Annotated in this window: 12 protein-coding genes and 1 pseudogene; 9 read left to right on the forward strand and 4 right to left on the reverse strand. The window is 62.9% G+C overall.

Annotated elements, in window-relative coordinates; genetic code table 11:
• Positions 1-285, reverse strand: a 285-nt coding sequence (locus LX81_RS09090) for a transposase (RefSeq protein WP_211322737.1), incomplete at its 3' end; no start/stop codon positions are given.
• A 251-nt stretch (positions 286-536) separates the two neighbouring features.
• On the opposite strand from LX81_RS09090, the gene LX81_RS09095 reads away from it, so the two are divergent.
• Both LX81_RS09095 and LX81_RS09100 read left to right on the forward strand, forming a co-directional pair.
• Complete coding sequence (locus LX81_RS09095) at positions 537-1,469, forward strand: IS5 family transposase (RefSeq protein WP_111537011.1); 933 nt, start codon at positions 537-539, stop codon at positions 1,467-1,469.
• 593 nt (positions 1,470-2,062) lie between these two features.
• Complete coding sequence (locus LX81_RS09100; protein WP_111537012.1) at positions 2,063-2,617, forward strand: PEP-CTERM sorting domain-containing protein; 555 nt, start codon at positions 2,063-2,065, stop codon at positions 2,615-2,617.
• A gap of 1,223 nt (positions 2,618-3,840) precedes the next feature.
• Here LX81_RS09100 and LX81_RS09105 read toward each other — a convergent pair.
• A complete protein-coding gene (locus LX81_RS09105) occupies positions 3,841-4,188 on the reverse strand; it encodes a DoxX family protein (RefSeq protein WP_111537177.1) in 348 nt (115 codons plus the stop codon).
• Between the two features lie 318 nt (positions 4,189-4,506).
• Between LX81_RS09105 and LX81_RS09110 the strand changes: the two genes are divergently transcribed.
• On the forward strand, positions 4,507-5,979 hold the full coding sequence (locus tag LX81_RS09110; RefSeq protein WP_170133899.1) for an alkaline phosphatase: 1,473 nt from the start codon (positions 4,507-4,509) through the stop codon (positions 5,977-5,979).
• Between the two features lie 118 nt (positions 5,980-6,097).
• Here LX81_RS09110 and LX81_RS09115 read toward each other — a convergent pair whose 3' ends face one another.
• Entirely contained in the window at positions 6,098-6,574 is a 477-nt protein-coding gene (locus tag LX81_RS09115; protein WP_111537014.1) for a GNAT family N-acetyltransferase, read from the reverse strand.
• 498 nt (positions 6,575-7,072) lie between these two features.
• Between LX81_RS09115 and LX81_RS09120 the strand changes: the two genes are divergently transcribed.
• Positions 7,073-8,494, forward strand: coding sequence for a sodium:solute symporter family protein (locus LX81_RS09120; protein WP_111537015.1), 1,422 nt, complete (start codon positions 7,073-7,075; stop codon positions 8,492-8,494).
• A gap of 110 nt (positions 8,495-8,604) precedes the next feature.
• Positions 8,605-8,874, forward strand: a pseudogene (locus tag LX81_RS09125) (transposase); the annotation flags it as partial.
• Here the strand turns inward: LX81_RS09125 and LX81_RS09130 are convergent.
• Positions 8,875-9,816 carry an aminotransferase class IV gene (locus tag LX81_RS09130; protein ID WP_111537016.1) on the reverse strand — a complete coding sequence of 314 codons (942 nt, stop codon included), beginning with the start codon at positions 9,814-9,816 and terminating at the stop codon, positions 8,875-8,877. It abuts the pseudogene before it with no gap.
• A 231-nt stretch (positions 9,817-10,047) separates the two neighbouring features.
• Here LX81_RS09130 and LX81_RS09140 point away from each other — a divergent pair, with 231 nt between their 5' ends.
• The 4 genes from LX81_RS09140 to LX81_RS09155 all read left to right on the forward strand — a co-directional run bounded on the left by LX81_RS09140 (position 10,048) and on the right by LX81_RS09155 (position 14,293).
• Entirely contained in the window at positions 10,048-11,097 is a 1,050-nt protein-coding gene (locus LX81_RS09140) for an ABC transporter substrate-binding protein (protein WP_111537018.1), read from the forward strand.
• 69 nt (positions 11,098-11,166) lie between these two features.
• The gene (locus LX81_RS09145; protein WP_111537019.1) at positions 11,167-12,222 is read left to right on the forward strand and encodes an ABC transporter ATP-binding protein; all 1,056 of its coding nucleotides are present in this window, start codon (positions 11,167-11,169) and stop codon (positions 12,220-12,222) included.
• 35 nt (positions 12,223-12,257) lie between these two features.
• Positions 12,258-13,403, forward strand: coding sequence for an ABC transporter permease (locus LX81_RS09150; RefSeq protein WP_211322738.1), 1,146 nt, complete (start codon positions 12,258-12,260; stop codon positions 13,401-13,403).
• 98 nt (positions 13,404-13,501) lie between these two features.
• The gene (locus tag LX81_RS09155) at positions 13,502-14,293 is read left to right on the forward strand and encodes an ABC transporter permease (protein ID WP_111537021.1); all 792 of its coding nucleotides are present in this window, start codon (positions 13,502-13,504) and stop codon (positions 14,291-14,293) included.
• Positions 14,294-14,677: the final 384 nt, after the last annotated feature.

The following is a 14,677-nucleotide window of genomic DNA, read 5'->3' on the forward strand; positions in this document are numbered from 1 at the left end:
CGTCGAGTAGTCCGGCACCGACCAGTCGAGCCCCATGAGCTTCAACAGGCTCGCCACGAAGCCCGTTGTCTGGCGAAGCGGCAGGCCGAACAGCACCTTGATGGTCAGGCACGCTTGGATCGCCGCGTCCGAGAAGGTTTGCTGCCGCCCCTGCTTGCCCGAAGGCGCCGCGTGCCAAGCCATGCCCGGGTCGAACCAGACCGTCAGAGACCCGCGCTCACGCAGCGACGCGTTGTAACTCGACCCGTTCAGGGTGCGGCAACGGGTGGGCGCAGGCTTGGACATGCCGGACAGCTATGTCGCTGGACTCACGATGTGAATCCCACGCAGGCTTTCTGCAACAAGGCCGATCAGAGAAGGTTGGACGTCAGGCCCTTCCCCTCCGCCACTTACAATTGCGAACTTGTTCTCCCGATCCGACAGCGGCCGGATTTCCGCGGCGTATTAGAGAGCGACATGCACTCCAAATGGGCGTTGTTGCAGAACGCTCGCCGTGAAGGACTCACATCAGGAATCCATGCGGTTAGACGGGCGGCATGAGCAAGCCCAAGCCCGCCCGTTACCGCACGACGAACTGGTCCGCCTACAACGATGCGCTCAGGAAGCGCGGGTCGTTGTTGATCTGGCTGGATAAGGAGATGGCCTGGCACGCGCCGCATGAGGGCCGCCCCGGGCGCCCTCCGGTCTTCTCGGATGCGGCGATACAGTTCTGCCTGTCGATCAAGGTGCTGTTCAAGCTGCCGCTAAGGCAGACCGCTGGCATGGTCGCCAGCCTCCTTCGCTCGGCTGGGCTGAACTGGCCTGTTCCGGACTACCCCACCCTGTGTCGCAGGCAGAAGACCCTGAAGGTCCAGATCCCGTATCGCCGCGCCAACGGGCCTTTGAGCCTGCTGGTGGACAGCACCGGCATCAAGTTTCTCGGCGATGGCGAGTGGCAGGCCCGCAAGCATGGCGTTCAGGGACGACGCCAATGGCGCAAGGTCCATCTGGCCATGGACGCTGCCACATCCGACATCCGTGCGGTCGAGTTCACCCCCAGCCGCGAGGGCGACAGTCCCGTCCTGCCGGACCTGCTGGATCAGGTCCCCAAGGATGAAGACATCGGCACTGTGACCGCGGACGGCGCCTACGACACCCGTCGTTGCCACAGCGCCATCATCGCGCGCGGCGCCATGCCAATCATCCCGATCCGCAGGAACGGTCGACGGTGGAAAGAAGACTGCCCAGCCGCCCGGGCGCGCAACGAAACCCTGCGCGCCACGCGTCACTATGGCCGGGCGTTCTGGAAGCGGTGGACCCGATACCACGTCCGCAGCCGCGCCGAAGCCAGGATACGCTACTTCAAGTCCTTCGGCGAGCGTATCGCCGCGAGAGACCCCGACCGTCAGACCGCCGAAATCCACACCCGCGTCGCACTCATGAACCGATTCAACGCCCTCGGCACAGCCGAGATCGTCCGCGTGGGCTGACGCCTATGGGGAAAGGGGTCCTCTCGCCTCGGAACACCGTTCTGCAGCAACGCCTACCCCGAGGCAAAGTCAATCCGGATCGGCGGCCACCCGTCCCGGATCGCGGTCGCCAGCCTCCTCTCCCCATGCCCCTCGGCATGTCGATAGCGCTGAAAACGATCCGGATATCTGTCCGCCGTCCCCGGATGGCGATGGCCTGCTCTGCATCCGCCGCCCCGAGCGGCTCGAAGCCTGCCTCCTCGAACATGTCCACGTCGTTCATCCGGAGGAGGAGTTCATCCTCGAGTGCGAGTACGACGGGCCGTTCTTCCCCGTATCGGGTCGTTACCGACCATCACCTCACGTTCGCTGCATTAAAGTCATGCTCGAATGATCAACTCGTTTCCAACAAGAAAGCGCGGCATGCTCTGTGAACCGATACCTTAGAAAATTTCGTCATGCTTTGGTCGGGTAAAACTGAAAAATTAACCATGGTCAATATTATTTATGGTTAACAAGGCGTTACAACGTAATTCTGCTTGCGTCGAATCCCTAATGGAGCGTAAACAAAAGCCTGTAAAGCGCACAGGTCGCGCACTGTTTAGGAGTAAAAGATGAAGCATTTCGGCAAACTGAAAATGGCGGCTGCCGTACTTGCGTGCAGCGCCGGCATGGCCTCGGCCGCAACCGTAATCAATCCGGGCGACGAGGTTCTGAGCGTCGGCGGCATCGTCACGGCAGGAAACGGCAGCTCGTTTCAGTACGACTACCAGGTGTCCGACGATCTCTTTGTGCGGGAATTCGCACTCTCGGCCGTTGGGTTCAACGGAGGAGACGACATCGAGAAGATCATTGCCAGCCTGACGCATGGCGGTGGTTCGAGCGTTACTCTCGAGGCAATGCTGAATCCCGACACGGATGCCGGTCAGGGCCGCGTTACCTTCGGCGGCCAGTTCCTCAATGGAATGTCTTTCGTTTCGGGCGACACTTTCTCCATTCTTTTCCGCGTCGCGGATGGAAAGACCACGACGAGCAATGTCGGTGTGCAGACGAGCTTCACGGCCGTCGATGCGCCTGCTCCGGTTCCGGTCCCCGCTGCGGGCGCGCTTCTGCTGACGGCCCTGCTGTCGGGTGGAGTTGTCGCGCGTCGCAAGAAGAAGGCGGACTGATCGCAATGTAGGCCGAACCGGCGTACTCCCCGGCCCGGCCTAAGGCCCTCGCGCTTCAGCGCGAGGGTTTTTTTGTCTTGAAGGATCTTTATGGTGTAATCACCCCCCAACGGGGCGTTGATGGTATGACCGCCCCCCGACGGCATCGATGTGTCAAGTGGAATCGTCAGCGATCCAAGAGGCGGAGTGGAATCCTCGAGTTTCCCACGGTTTGACCAATTCTGACTAAGAGCCGAAGCCGACGTGATCGTGGTTCCGGGTCGGACGAGGATCGACGTCTCTCTGCCGACACCACTCAGCAAGGTCATGCAGGAGACCCATCGTCGGCACGCACGGGCAATGTCGCTCTATTCGAACGTGTTCGTTTTGCAGCTGTGGGCTCCTCGACCGACTTAGGATCACGGCAGATTGGTGCTAGGTCGACATATCGTCGAGAGCCCATCCAGATGCTCGTGTCGATCCGGACATGCTGTTCGTCGAGGAGGGGCGCCCACTAACCTAGTTCGGGTCGACGGAGGGGCTCGATCTGGTCCTTCTTGTCATCCGGCATAATTACGGAGCAAGGGTTGTCGCGGTGTCACCTCGTTTTCCATACGAAACGCAGCGGCGGTCAGACCGCGAACGCTGCCCTGCCTGTTCGCGGACGAGGTATAGACGACCCCGCTCGCATGGCTCGCAGCGCGCGTCTCGCGCGGGGCAGAGCTTGGGAAGAAGGGGTAGCTGTCCCTACCAAATACTTTTGCAGCCTTCGGCGTCGGCACCGTCGGGATATTGGGGCGAAAGTTCTGCCACGCGATCGGCGTCACGCCAGCCCGGTACGAGGAACGGTCCGGGTCGATCGAGTTCCTCCAGAAGGGCGTGGTGCGTTGATAGGACCGAATGCGACGGATTTGTTGTCGCGATGCACACCTTTGACTTTCAGAACCCCTAGGAGTGGAAACAGAATTTGCGTGGAACAGCATGTTGAATGCGCGGGGCTTTCTTCCCGTGCATTTCGTGATGTTCTGCGAAGCGCTGGTCTAACAGCGCTTGAAACCGACTGGCGCCGCACGTCGGATGTTGCCTCGGTCAGGATCGCCGAGGGTCTGCTTGGCCGTAATTCCTGCTCAGTTGCGACGCGCTGTCCGTCCCAGATTGGGCCGGATCCTCACCAGACGTGGAAGAAATTCTCCTGCAGGTCATGCGGCCTCGATCGGCTTAAGGGGCGAGGGACGGAGCCGATGTCATGATGGATCGGGGCCGAGATTGTCCGCCGACAGGATCAACAGGCCGCCTGCGATCGCCCAGTTCTTGATGAAGATCGACATCTGCCAGCCGTCTTCGGGTACGAAGTGGAAGACGCTCGTCAGCATGCAGTAGATCGCAAGCGCCAAGGCTACGGGTCCCAGCCAGAACCCGCAGACCAGGGCGATTGCCCCGAAGGCATTGAATGCCAGTGCCGGCCAGGCGAGCCAGGCGGGCAAGCCGTATCCGGCCAGCAGGCCCTCGACGATCTCGGGCGACACCGCCTTCTGCACGGCGCCGGCAACGAACAACCCGGCCAGCAATACCCGGCCGGCTCGTCCCATCATCTTCTTCAAGCCAACACCTCCTTCAAACGGGCATTACACAACCCGAGACCCGGAACCGGCCGTTCGTGCCCGCGCGCAGTATGGACCGGGGCATGAACGTCAGTGGTGCGGGCCAATACTGGCCTCGGCATACCGGGTCGCAAGCGCGATCGGAATGCGGAGCATGCAGAGAGACCCAATTCAGGAAAGCGACACATAACCTTCAGATCGCAGTCATCGTGCCGTTACCTCCGGTTGTGAGATGGCAGCCACGGCTTGTGGGCTTTGTATCCCTTGCCGCGTCCGTCAAAACCCATGAGGTCCTCCATGACATTGTCGATGTCCCGCCGTACCCTTCTTGCCACTTCGGTAACGGCATTCATCCTGCCAGTAGCTTCCGACGCCGCCACGCTGGGCGGAGCCAAGAATGTGATGATGTTCGTGTCGGACGGCGCGTCCTGGGGTACCTGGGACATGGCCAGCTACTACGAACACGGAGAGACCGGTCGGCAGGCCTATGACGCGTTCGACACCAAACTCGGCATGACCACCGGGTCGGCGTCGACCGAGCAGCCCTACGATCCCGAGGCGGCATGGAACGGCACGCCGACGGGCGACGAGGATCGCTTCGAGGGCTACACGCGTATCAAGCAGGGCGCCTCGGACAGCGCCGCGGCGGGTACCGCGCTCGCGACAGGGACGAAGACGCTCAACGGGCGGATCAATGTCGGGCCCGACGGAGAGAAGCTGCCGTTTCTCAGCCAGGCGATGAAGACGGCCGGCAAGAAGGCCGGCGTCGTCTCCAGCGTGCCCTTCAGCCATGCCACACCGGCAGCTTTCGGGGCGCAGAACATCGACCGGAACAATTACCTCGAGATCGCCGGTCAGATGATCAACGAGGGCACCCTCGACGTGATCATGGGAGGCGGCAACCCGAATTACGACGGCAGCGGCCAGCGTCTCGACGAAGCGAATTACAACCGCATCTCGGAGGCGGATTGGGAGGCACTGAACGGTGCAGACGCGCCGATGACCCTGATCGAGACCCGCGAGGCGTTCGAGGCCCTTGCTGACGGATCGCGGAAGATCGATGACCGCGTCATTGGCCTGCCACGGGTTGGCGATACGCTGCAGGTCAACCGCGACCCCGAAGTGGTCGGTTCCGATCCTGACAATCCCACCGGGGTCGCCTTCGTCGACGGTGTTCCCACGCTCGAGACGATGACCCGAGGGGCGCTGAGGCAGCTCGGCGACGACGAGGACGGCCTGTTCCTGATGGTCGAAGGCGGCGCCGTCGACTGGGCGGCCCATGCCAACAGCACCGCGGGCATCATAGAGGAGCAGATGGACTTCAATGCCGCAGTCGAGGCGGGCGTGGATTGGGTCGAGGCGGAATCGTCCTGGGACGAAACGCTGATGCTGGTGCTTACCGACCACGGAAACGGCATGCCCATGGGCCCCAACTCCGACGAGATCGCCTTCCAGCCGATCGAGAATAACGGCGAGGGGGTGCTGCCGGGTGTGATGTGGCACACGGGCGGCCACACGACCGAGAACACCCTTTTCTGGGCACACGGTGTCGGGTCGGACTTGTTCGCTGACGAGATTGCCGGAAACGATCCCTTCCTGGCGTCGATCCTCGAGTTCAACGACGGGGCGTTCTTCGACAATACGGCGGTCGCAGGCGTCGTGTCCGCCGCGGCCGGGATAACCGACCCCGCTCCGGTGCCGGTCCCGGCCTCGTTCTGGCTTCTGGCGCCGGCCTTCGGCCTTCTCGGCGGCATCCGTCGTCTGAAGAAGCGCCAGAACTGATCGGCACTGCCTGACCGGATGAACTTCGACGGGGGTTCTTTTCTGAAGGAGCCCCCGTAGACTTCGCGGGAATGGTCTGCATAGCCCGCGCTCGTCACACCCATGCCGAGCGTTAGCATCAGCCCAGCGGAGTGGCGCGGGTGACGTCGAAGCGCTTGCAGTTGCGCTCCGACGTGGTGCGCCACGTGCGGAACCCCATGGCCTCGTAATAGGCCTGACCTTCGACATTGTGCAGACCGATCGCAGCCTCGATCTCGGTGAGACCGGCAGCGCGGGCAGCGGCGAGGGTCTCGACGAACAAGCGACGGCCGATGCCTCGCCCACCGGCCTCCGGGTGGACGTGGGTGCCGATGGCGCCCCAGCCTTCCGGAGTGCCGTAGGGCGACGCGCCGTCGGAGCGACTGAGAACCTGGAGGCCGAGAACCCGGTCGCTTTCCAGCGCCAGATGCGTGACGAGACGAGTGCCGCCGGTGTAGTGGGCCCGTACGTAGGCCTCATCTCCGGGGATCGTCCGCTTGCCGGCTGCAATGAGGGCATCGAGCAACGTGACGATGTCCTGCGTATCGTCCGGGGTGGCCGGCCTGATCTGAACCAATGAAGTGATCCTTGGGTGAAGGGATTTTGCCTGCCGCAGAGTAGGCTGCCGAGCCGCGCGGCAAAAGGGATCGGTACAATTTGGACTGCGTCGCGTACACGTGGGAGACCTGATCCCAGCAGGGTGTATTTACGAACGCAAGCGACACGGAACGGTCCTTCGACACGATTTCGTTGAAAGTCCACGTTGAGGTTTCGTTGTATTGCGACCGAACACGTTGGTCCGTCGCAGCAAGCGTCTCGACTGGCTTTCATCTGGGGGCCTCTCGATCGGGATGCGGACCACCCATTGCTGATCAAGTAGAACGATACGAATTTGCGCATTTTCGGGACCGGTAAGCGACGGCTCATCAAACTAGATCCCAAAGCCCTGCATCTGCGCCGAGCCGGTAAATTGCAGGCCGGACCTCCATCCCGATAGTCTTGCCTTGACCCTTGGTCAGGGACACTCTCTGCTGACGTACCCGCCAGACGTTGCTCACCCCATGGGAGATCTCCAATGTTCAGTGCCAGCCAGTCCCTAATTCTCGCGATCATGGTCATACTGTGCGCGGCGGCACTGCTCTGCCTGTCCTGGTATTTTCACCGCCAGATCAGGACGTCGGAGGATTACAACGTCGCAGGCCGCAAGACCTCGCTGTTTCCGCTGATCTGTACCCTCGTCGGCACGGCGATCGGCGGCTCGACACTTCTGGGCTTCATGTCTGCGGGTTTCGCCAGTGGAGTCGGACAAATCTGGTTGCCGGGTGCGATCACGGTTACCGGGATCATCCTGTTGATGTTCTTCGTCTCCCGTATCCGTCGGTGGGGCGAGCGATACGACATGGTGACGCTGGCGGATTTCATGGTTCGCCGGTACGGGCCCGCTGCACGCTTGCCGACCGTCATCAGCGTCATCTCCGCCTATGCTGCGATCACGGGCATGCAGTTCGTCGCTGTGGGCACGGTCCTACAACTTGTGTTCGGCTTGAACCTGTCCGTAGCCATCGTGATCACCTGGGCCGTCCTGACCTTGAAGACGTGGCTCGGCGGCTTGATGGCGGTCATCTGGTCGGACGCCATCCTCGGGGCACTTCAGACCGTCGGCATCTTCTTTCTCCTCGGCGTAGTCTACATCCAGGCGGGTGGGATCGACGCCATGACCGCGAGCCCGGAGCTGGCCGAGAATCCGGGTTTCCTGAGCATCTTCGGCATCGGCCCCGCCGAACTCTTCGTCTATCTGATGACGATTGGCGGCTATCAGTTCGTCCGCCAGGACCTCTGGCAGCGGTTCTGGGCCGCCGACAGCGCCCGTACGGCCTACACGGGTTATGTCGTGGCCGTGATCTTCACGATGCTGATTGGTGGCGCTGCCGTGCTCATCGGTACCTTCGCCCGGCTCGGACTGGACGTCTCCGTCGAGAACCCCGACCTCGTCTACTATTCCGTCCTCCAGTCCACGCTGCCATTCGCGCTCGTCGTCGTGATGATCGTCGTGCTGCTCGCGACCGTGATCTCCTGCGCGGACTCGTTCTTCATCGCCGGCGCCTCGTCGATCTCGAACGATATCCTCAGGCCCTATCTCAAGGTCGAAGACGATGCCCGGCTTCTTGCCTACAGCCGTCACGCCGTCATCGCGATGTCAGTGATCGCCCTCGCGCTGGCGCTTTACGCCCCGAACCTCGTGGCGATCTGGATCCTCGGAAGCGCCATGCTGGTTTGTGGCGTCGTCGTTCCGGCACTCGCCGCACTCCTCTACGACGATCTCGATCCCCGGTTCGCAGTCGCGTCGATGTGGCTGGGCCTTTTTTCGGCATCGGTCTGGCAGGTCCTTGGCCAGCCTTTCGGAATCCACCCGGTCTTCGTCGGCCTGCCTCTTGCCTGCCTCATGCTTCCCTTCATGCTGCGAACGGCAAATCGCACCGCCGTCCAGCCTGGGTAGGCTCCGGGAAAGGCAGGTCTCCACCATCAGGCCAGTCCGGATCGAGGGTCGCCCCGGCTCTGTTGCATAGATCTCGTGAGGGATTCATCTCGTGAATTCCAGAGTGGTAGCTGGGATGCACGAGCAGATTGCGACCGCCCACCTACAAGGCAAAGAACTGGCCGGTCTATTACTTAGGGCCCAAGCGCCAAGGTTCGCTGACGATCTGGTTCGATCCCGAGATGAGCTAGGAGGCCACGCCGACGGGAAGGCGCGGCCGCCGGCCGAGCTACAGCGATGCAGCCATCCCGACGTGCCTTTCGATCAAGGGTGCTGTTCGGCATGGTCGACATCAATGCGCCATCGGCTCGAGCGCGATGTCGACGCGGCAGACAACCGGCTCAGGCCTGCGTCGCGGCGGCCCCGTAATCCACCGGGGTCGCGTGCCAGCCTTCCGACCGACGGCGCCAGAACGCATCCCGCAATGCCGTCGAGATCGGACCGGGCCGATCGTTCGCCATCCTGCGACCTTCGATGCGGGAGGCGGGCATGATGCCCCCGGCGGTCGTGCAGGCGAAGATCTCGTCCGCCTCGGTGAACTCGATAGCCGGGATAGCGCGGGCCTCAGCGGGGTAGCCCATCTCAGCGCAGAGCTCGAAGACGCTGTCCCGCGTGATGCCGTCGAGGCCGCCGCGAGCCGGGGTCGATACATGGCCGTCTTTCACCATGAATACGTTGAACCCCGGCCCCTCGGTGATGTTACCCTCCGCGTCGAGAAGGACGGCGAAGTCGGCTCCGGCATCCTGCGCCTCGAAGAGGCCTCGCGTGAGGTCGCCCCAGTGGAAATTCTTGACCCGTGGCTCCACGCTTTCGGGCGGGATGCGTCGCACCTCCTTCGCGATGACGAGATGAAGGCCGCGTTCCATTTGCTCGGCGCTCGCCACGGAGACCCACGGCACTGCGAAGCACATGAGGTAGTTGCGCGCCCATGCGGGATGGCGTGGCATTCCGGGGCTGGGGACGCCGCGCAGACAATCCATCGCCACATATGCCGCGCGCAGACCCGCAGTAGCTACGACACGATGCAGAATTGCGCGGATCTCTTCGTCGGTCTCGCGCGGTTCGAGACGTAACGCGGTCATGGAGGCGCGGAACCGGGCGATATGGTCGTCCAGCCGGAAGAACGCGCCGTCCCAGACGCCCACGACGTCATAGACGACATCGGAGCGGCGGTATCCAAAATCTGTCACGGGGATCGCGGCTTCGCCTACCGGCATGAAGCGCCCGTCGAGATAGGCGGCGCCGGCCGCCCATCGCGCTTCGAAATCGGCGGAATGCTCCATGGCTTATCTCCTCTGGCAAACCAGCTTACAGCCTCAGTCCGCTTACTACTCGAGCCGGTGTGGCGTGATGCGCCTTGTACTCTTGCACATTCCGTTCCGGATGCCCCATGGCCTGCAATACCCTTGCCGAAGTACGGCTTTCATGTTCCCCTTGATTATTAAGGTTTTGCCCGGGCTCTAACCAGTCAGCGGCCTCTGCATCCATCGGACGACACAGAAAGAGGTATTTCAATGGGAATTTCGGGTTCCTCATCGTTTCTCGCAGCGGTCGCGATCATTACGGGTCTGTCCAGCGGGGTCGCGGCGGCACGCGATCTGACCGTCGTCTCCTGGGGCGGCAATTATCAGGATGTTCAACGCGAAATCTATTTCGAGCCGTTCTCCGAGCAGAACGAAACTCCCATTCTCGAGGAATCCTGGAACGGCGGATACGGCGTTCTTGCCGCGCAGATGCAGGGGGGCGCGCCCAGTTGGGACGTCATCCAGGTGGAAGCGGAGGAACTGGAGCTCGGCTGCTTCGACGGCATCTACGAGACGATCGACTGGGAAATGATGGGCGGCGAGGATCAATTCTTCGACTCCACCGTCTCCGAATGCGGGGTCGGCGCCATCGTCTGGTCGACGGTACTGGCGTATGACGGGGATCGCCTTGATGCCGAAATCGATGGATGGGAAGATTTCTGGGATATCGAGACCTACCCCGGCAGCCGCGGCCTGCGGCGCGGGCCAAAGCTGACCCTCGAGATCGCCCTCATGGCAGACGGCGTGCCGCCGGAAGATGTCTATGACACGCTGCGCACCGATGAGGGCGTCGATCGGGCATTCGCAAAGCTTGACGAGATCAAGAACGACATCGTCTGGTGGGAGGCTGGCGCGCAACCGCTGCAGCTTTTGGCCTCGGGCGAGCTGGCGATGACGGCAGCCTATTCGGGCCGCATATTCGCCGCGAACGAGACCGAGGACCGCAACTTCGAGGTGGTCTGGAATGGCAGCATCTACGCCGTCGACAGCTGGGTCGTCCTGAGCGGTTCGCCGAACAAGGACGCGGCGATGGAGTTCATCCGTTTCGCCTCCCTCGCGGAGAACCAGGCAAAGATGCCACCGGAAATCCCTTACGGGATGTCGAATGTGGACGTGTCGAACATGCTCTCGGACGACGTTCTCGAGCAACTTCCGACCGCGCCCGCGAATCTCGAGGGTGCGCTGGAGACGGACGTCAATTTCTGGGTCGACAACGTCGAGGAGTTGACCGGACGCTTCAACGCCTGGCTCGCCCAGTAGGCACCTCGTCCGTTCCCCCGGACTGTCGTCGCCGCGGACGCGCGCGCTCCATTCGAACACGGGAAGTCGATGTCTGCTTCGCTCATCCGCTTCGAGAACGTCAGCAAGGCGTTCGGGTCCACCGTCGTGATTGACGACCTCAATCTCGATGTAAGGAAAGGAGAATTCCTGACCCTTCTGGGACCGTCCGGATCCGGAAAGACGACGACGCTCTTGATGCTGGCCGGCTTCGAGGCGCCGTCCGGTGGCACGATCCTGGTAGACGGGAAGCGCATCGACGACTTGCCGGCCCATCGGCGGGGCATGGGGGTGGTGTTCCAGAACTACGCCCTATTCCCGCACCTCACAGTCGCGCAGAACGTTGCATTTCCCCTGCAAATGCGCGGCGTTCCGCGCGGCGAGATTGCACGGAGGGTGGACGCTGCGCTCGACAGGGTCCAGCTGCGGCACCTCTCCTCCCGCAAGCCCTCGCAGCTCTCGGGCGGGCAGCAACAACGGGTCGCGCTCACCCGCTGCCTCGTGTTCGAGCCGAAGGTGATCCTGATGGACGAGCCGCTGAGTGCCCTCGACAAACAGCTGCGCGAACGCCTTCAACTCGAGATTCGCGAGCTTTATCGCAGGGAGGGCTTGACCGTCGTCTTCGTGACGCATGACCAATCCGAGGCGTTGACGATGTCGGATCGCATCGCCGTGTTCAATCGTGGCGCCATCGCGCAGATCGGGACGCCGGCCGACATCTACGACCGCCCGGCCAACCGCTTCGTCTCCGAATTCATAGGCGAGACGAACCTCCTCGAGGCCGAGGTGACGGGACGCGGCGACGACCATCTCGATCTCGCTCTCGAAGGCGGGCCCGGGATCCGGGTGCCGGGCCGTTGCGAAGACCGCGCTGTCGCTGTCTCGATCCGGCCGGAGCGGCTGGTGCTGGACGCCCCGGAGCTCGACAACCATCTCGACGCCACGGTGGATGACGTCGTCTATCAGGGCAATCACCTGCGCATCCACCTGTCGTGCGGCCCCCTGCGGCTCGTCGCCCAAAGCGAGCGCCGGATCGAGCCGCCGGTGGTTGGGCGGAAGGTGCGGGTCTCTTTCGCTGCCGAGGACTGCACGGTACTGACCGAATGAAACGAGGGCACCTTCGCCGCCGGGCAGGAGCCCTCGTGCTCATCGCACCACTCGTTGTCTTCCTCGCGGTTTTCATGCTGTGGCCGTTGTGGATCATGATCTCGCTCGCGATCCGCGACGATGAAGTCTCGGAGGTGCTGCCGCGCACAGCCGCGGCTCTCGCGGACTGGAACGGCGAAGGAATTCCCGGCTCTGCGGCAGGGCAAGCGTTGGCTGACGATCTCAGGGGGGCGGAGAGGACGCGACTCGGCCCGGCCGTACGCCGCCTGAACAGCGACATCTCGGGCTTCCGCACGCTGATGGCGCGCACGCAACGCGCGGCAGATGACGTCACGGACGGCGCGCCGATCGATCTCGTCGCCGTCGACGAACGATGGGGGGAGACGCGCTACTGGCGCGCGATCGCAAACGCCGTGCAACCCTACACCGACCGTTATCTCCTCGCCGCGGTGGACCTCGAGCGTGATCCCGATGGGGCAATCGCGTCCATGCCCGAGGGCGCCTCCGCCAACGCCGCGATTATCGTGCGCACCTTCACGATCGCGGGTACCGTCACCGCGATCTGCGTGATGATCGGCCTGCCCTACGCGATGCTCATTGCGGCAACGGGGGGGTGGGTGCGCAACGCCCTTCTTCTGTCGGTGCTGTTGCCGCTCTGGACCTCGCTGCTCGTCCGCACCACCGCCTGGGTAATCCTGCTGCAGAACGAGGGATTGGTGAATGCCGCGATCACCGGCCTCGGTCTATCCGACACGCCGCTTTCACTCATCTTCAACCGAACGGGCGTCGTGATCGCGATGACGCATGTCTTGCTGCCCTTCATGGTCCTGCCCATCTTCTCGGTCGTGAACGCGATCCCGCGAAACCTGATGCCTGCGGCCGCTTCACTGGGTGCGCCGCCCCTGCGGGCGTTCTACCGCGTCCTGCTTCCCCTCAGCATGCCCGGCGTCCTCGCCGGTTCACTCCTCGTCTTCATGGTGGCAATCGGGTACTATATCACACCGGCCCTCGTCGGCGGGGCGGACGACCAGATGGTCGCCTCGGTGATTGCCTTCTTCGCTCTCGAGACCGCGAACTGGGGTATGGCCGGTGCGCTCGGTCTCATCCTTCTTGCCGCCACGACCATCCTGTTCATCGTCTATGGCCGCCTGTCGCGCAGCGGCGCTCCGATCGGGGCATGATGAGTTCATGGCACGCCGAATCCGTATGCGCGGAGGTGGACCCTGTCGCGTCTGGCGACCCGTGCGACGGTCTGAATTCCCGTGATGGAGGCTGAGCCGTGCTGCGCGTAATCCAGGTAATTTTCGGCACGGCGGTCGCGGCCTTCCTGGTCGTCCCGATTGTCGCGATCCTGCCGCTTGCTTTCACCTCCAGCATTTTCCTGAATTATCCGATCCCGAGTGCCTCCATGCGCTGGTTCGACGAACTCGCCGAAGAGCCTGTCTGGCGCATGTCCATCATCAACAGCCTTGTCATCGGCGGCGCGGCTACGCTGGTTTCCGTCGTTCTCGGGACGGCCGGGGCGCTGGGACTGCGGCATGGCCGTATTCCGCTCGGCGAGGCGGTTCGAACGATGTTCCTCGTGCCGATGGTGGTGCCGCCCGTCGTGCTCGGCGTAGGATTGCAGATCACACTCGTGCGTCTCGGGCTGGCGAATTCTCATCTGGGTGTCGTCGTGTCGCACGCCGTCCTGTGCATTCCTTTCGTTGTGGTTTCCGTCTCTACCGCGCTCGCCGGTATCGACACGCAGGTCGAACTGGCGGCGGCGAGCTTGGGAGCCGGCCCACTGCGAACATTTCGCCGCGTGACCTTTCCTCTCGCATTTCCCGGCATCGTGACGGGGGGCGTCTTCGCATTCGCCACTTCGCTCGACGAAGTGGTGCTGACGTTGTTCGTGGCCGGACCCAACCAGCGAACGCTCGCCCGGCAGATGTTCTCGTCGATCCGGGAGAACATCTCGCCCGCGATCGCCGCAGCCGCGTTCCTCCTCATTGTCGGTACGCTGCTCCTGGCGGGGCTCGTCGCTCTCTTGCGGTGGCGCGAGCGGGCTCGGCCGGGCGCTTCGGAATAAGTGGTTGGGCCGTGCAGTTGCACAGATCAGTCCACCATGTGCCGGCTGGCGATCGGCGCCCTGCCGATGAGGCTGGAAGGGCAAAAGACGACGTGCGCGCGGGAGGTCATACCCCCCACGCGCCGTGACAGCGCGTCGAAAGTTGCGTCCAAGTCGAGCCCTCTGATCTGCATGCGCAAAACCAACCGGCCCGAGCGGTCGCATCTACCTAGTGACATGCCGCACGCTCGCTGCGGCTTCGAGACCAGTCACGATCCAGGCAAGTTCGCCGCCTGGTATGGGTTTCGAAAAAATGAACTGGCGGGGAATCCAGCGGCCGCGTGCGCTCCCGGCTTCATGTCGTCACTCGTTACCCTCATCGAACAGCGGCCCACCTCTCCCGTT

This window comes from Palleronia aestuarii (assembly GCF_003253995.1).
Lineage (GTDB): Bacteria > Pseudomonadota > Alphaproteobacteria > Rhodobacterales > Rhodobacteraceae > Palleronia > Palleronia aestuarii.

Bases quoted from the DNA above. Each gene is read 5' to 3' on its own strand.
- LX81_RS09095 (WP_111537011.1), top strand. From the start codon at position 537: ATGAGCAAGCCCAAGCCCGCCCGTTACCGCACGACGAACTGGTCCGCC.
- LX81_RS09100 (WP_111537012.1), top strand. From the start codon at position 2,063: ATGAAGCATTTCGGCAAACTGAAAATGGCGGCTGCCGTACTTGCGTGC.
- LX81_RS09105 (WP_111537177.1), bottom strand. From the start codon at position 4,188: ATGATGGGACGAGCCGGCCGGGTATTGCTGGCCGGGTTGTTCGTTGCC.
- LX81_RS09110 (WP_170133899.1), top strand. From the start codon at position 4,507: ATGTCCCGCCGTACCCTTCTTGCCACTTCGGTAACGGCATTCATCCTG.
- LX81_RS09120 (WP_111537015.1), top strand. From the start codon at position 7,073: ATGTTCAGTGCCAGCCAGTCCCTAATTCTCGCGATCATGGTCATACTG.
- LX81_RS09130 (WP_111537016.1), bottom strand. From the start codon at position 9,816: ATGGAGCATTCCGCCGATTTCGAAGCGCGATGGGCGGCCGGCGCCGCC.
- LX81_RS09140 (WP_111537018.1), top strand. From the start codon at position 10,048: ATGGGAATTTCGGGTTCCTCATCGTTTCTCGCAGCGGTCGCGATCATT.
- LX81_RS09145 (WP_111537019.1), top strand. From the start codon at position 11,167: ATGTCTGCTTCGCTCATCCGCTTCGAGAACGTCAGCAAGGCGTTCGGG.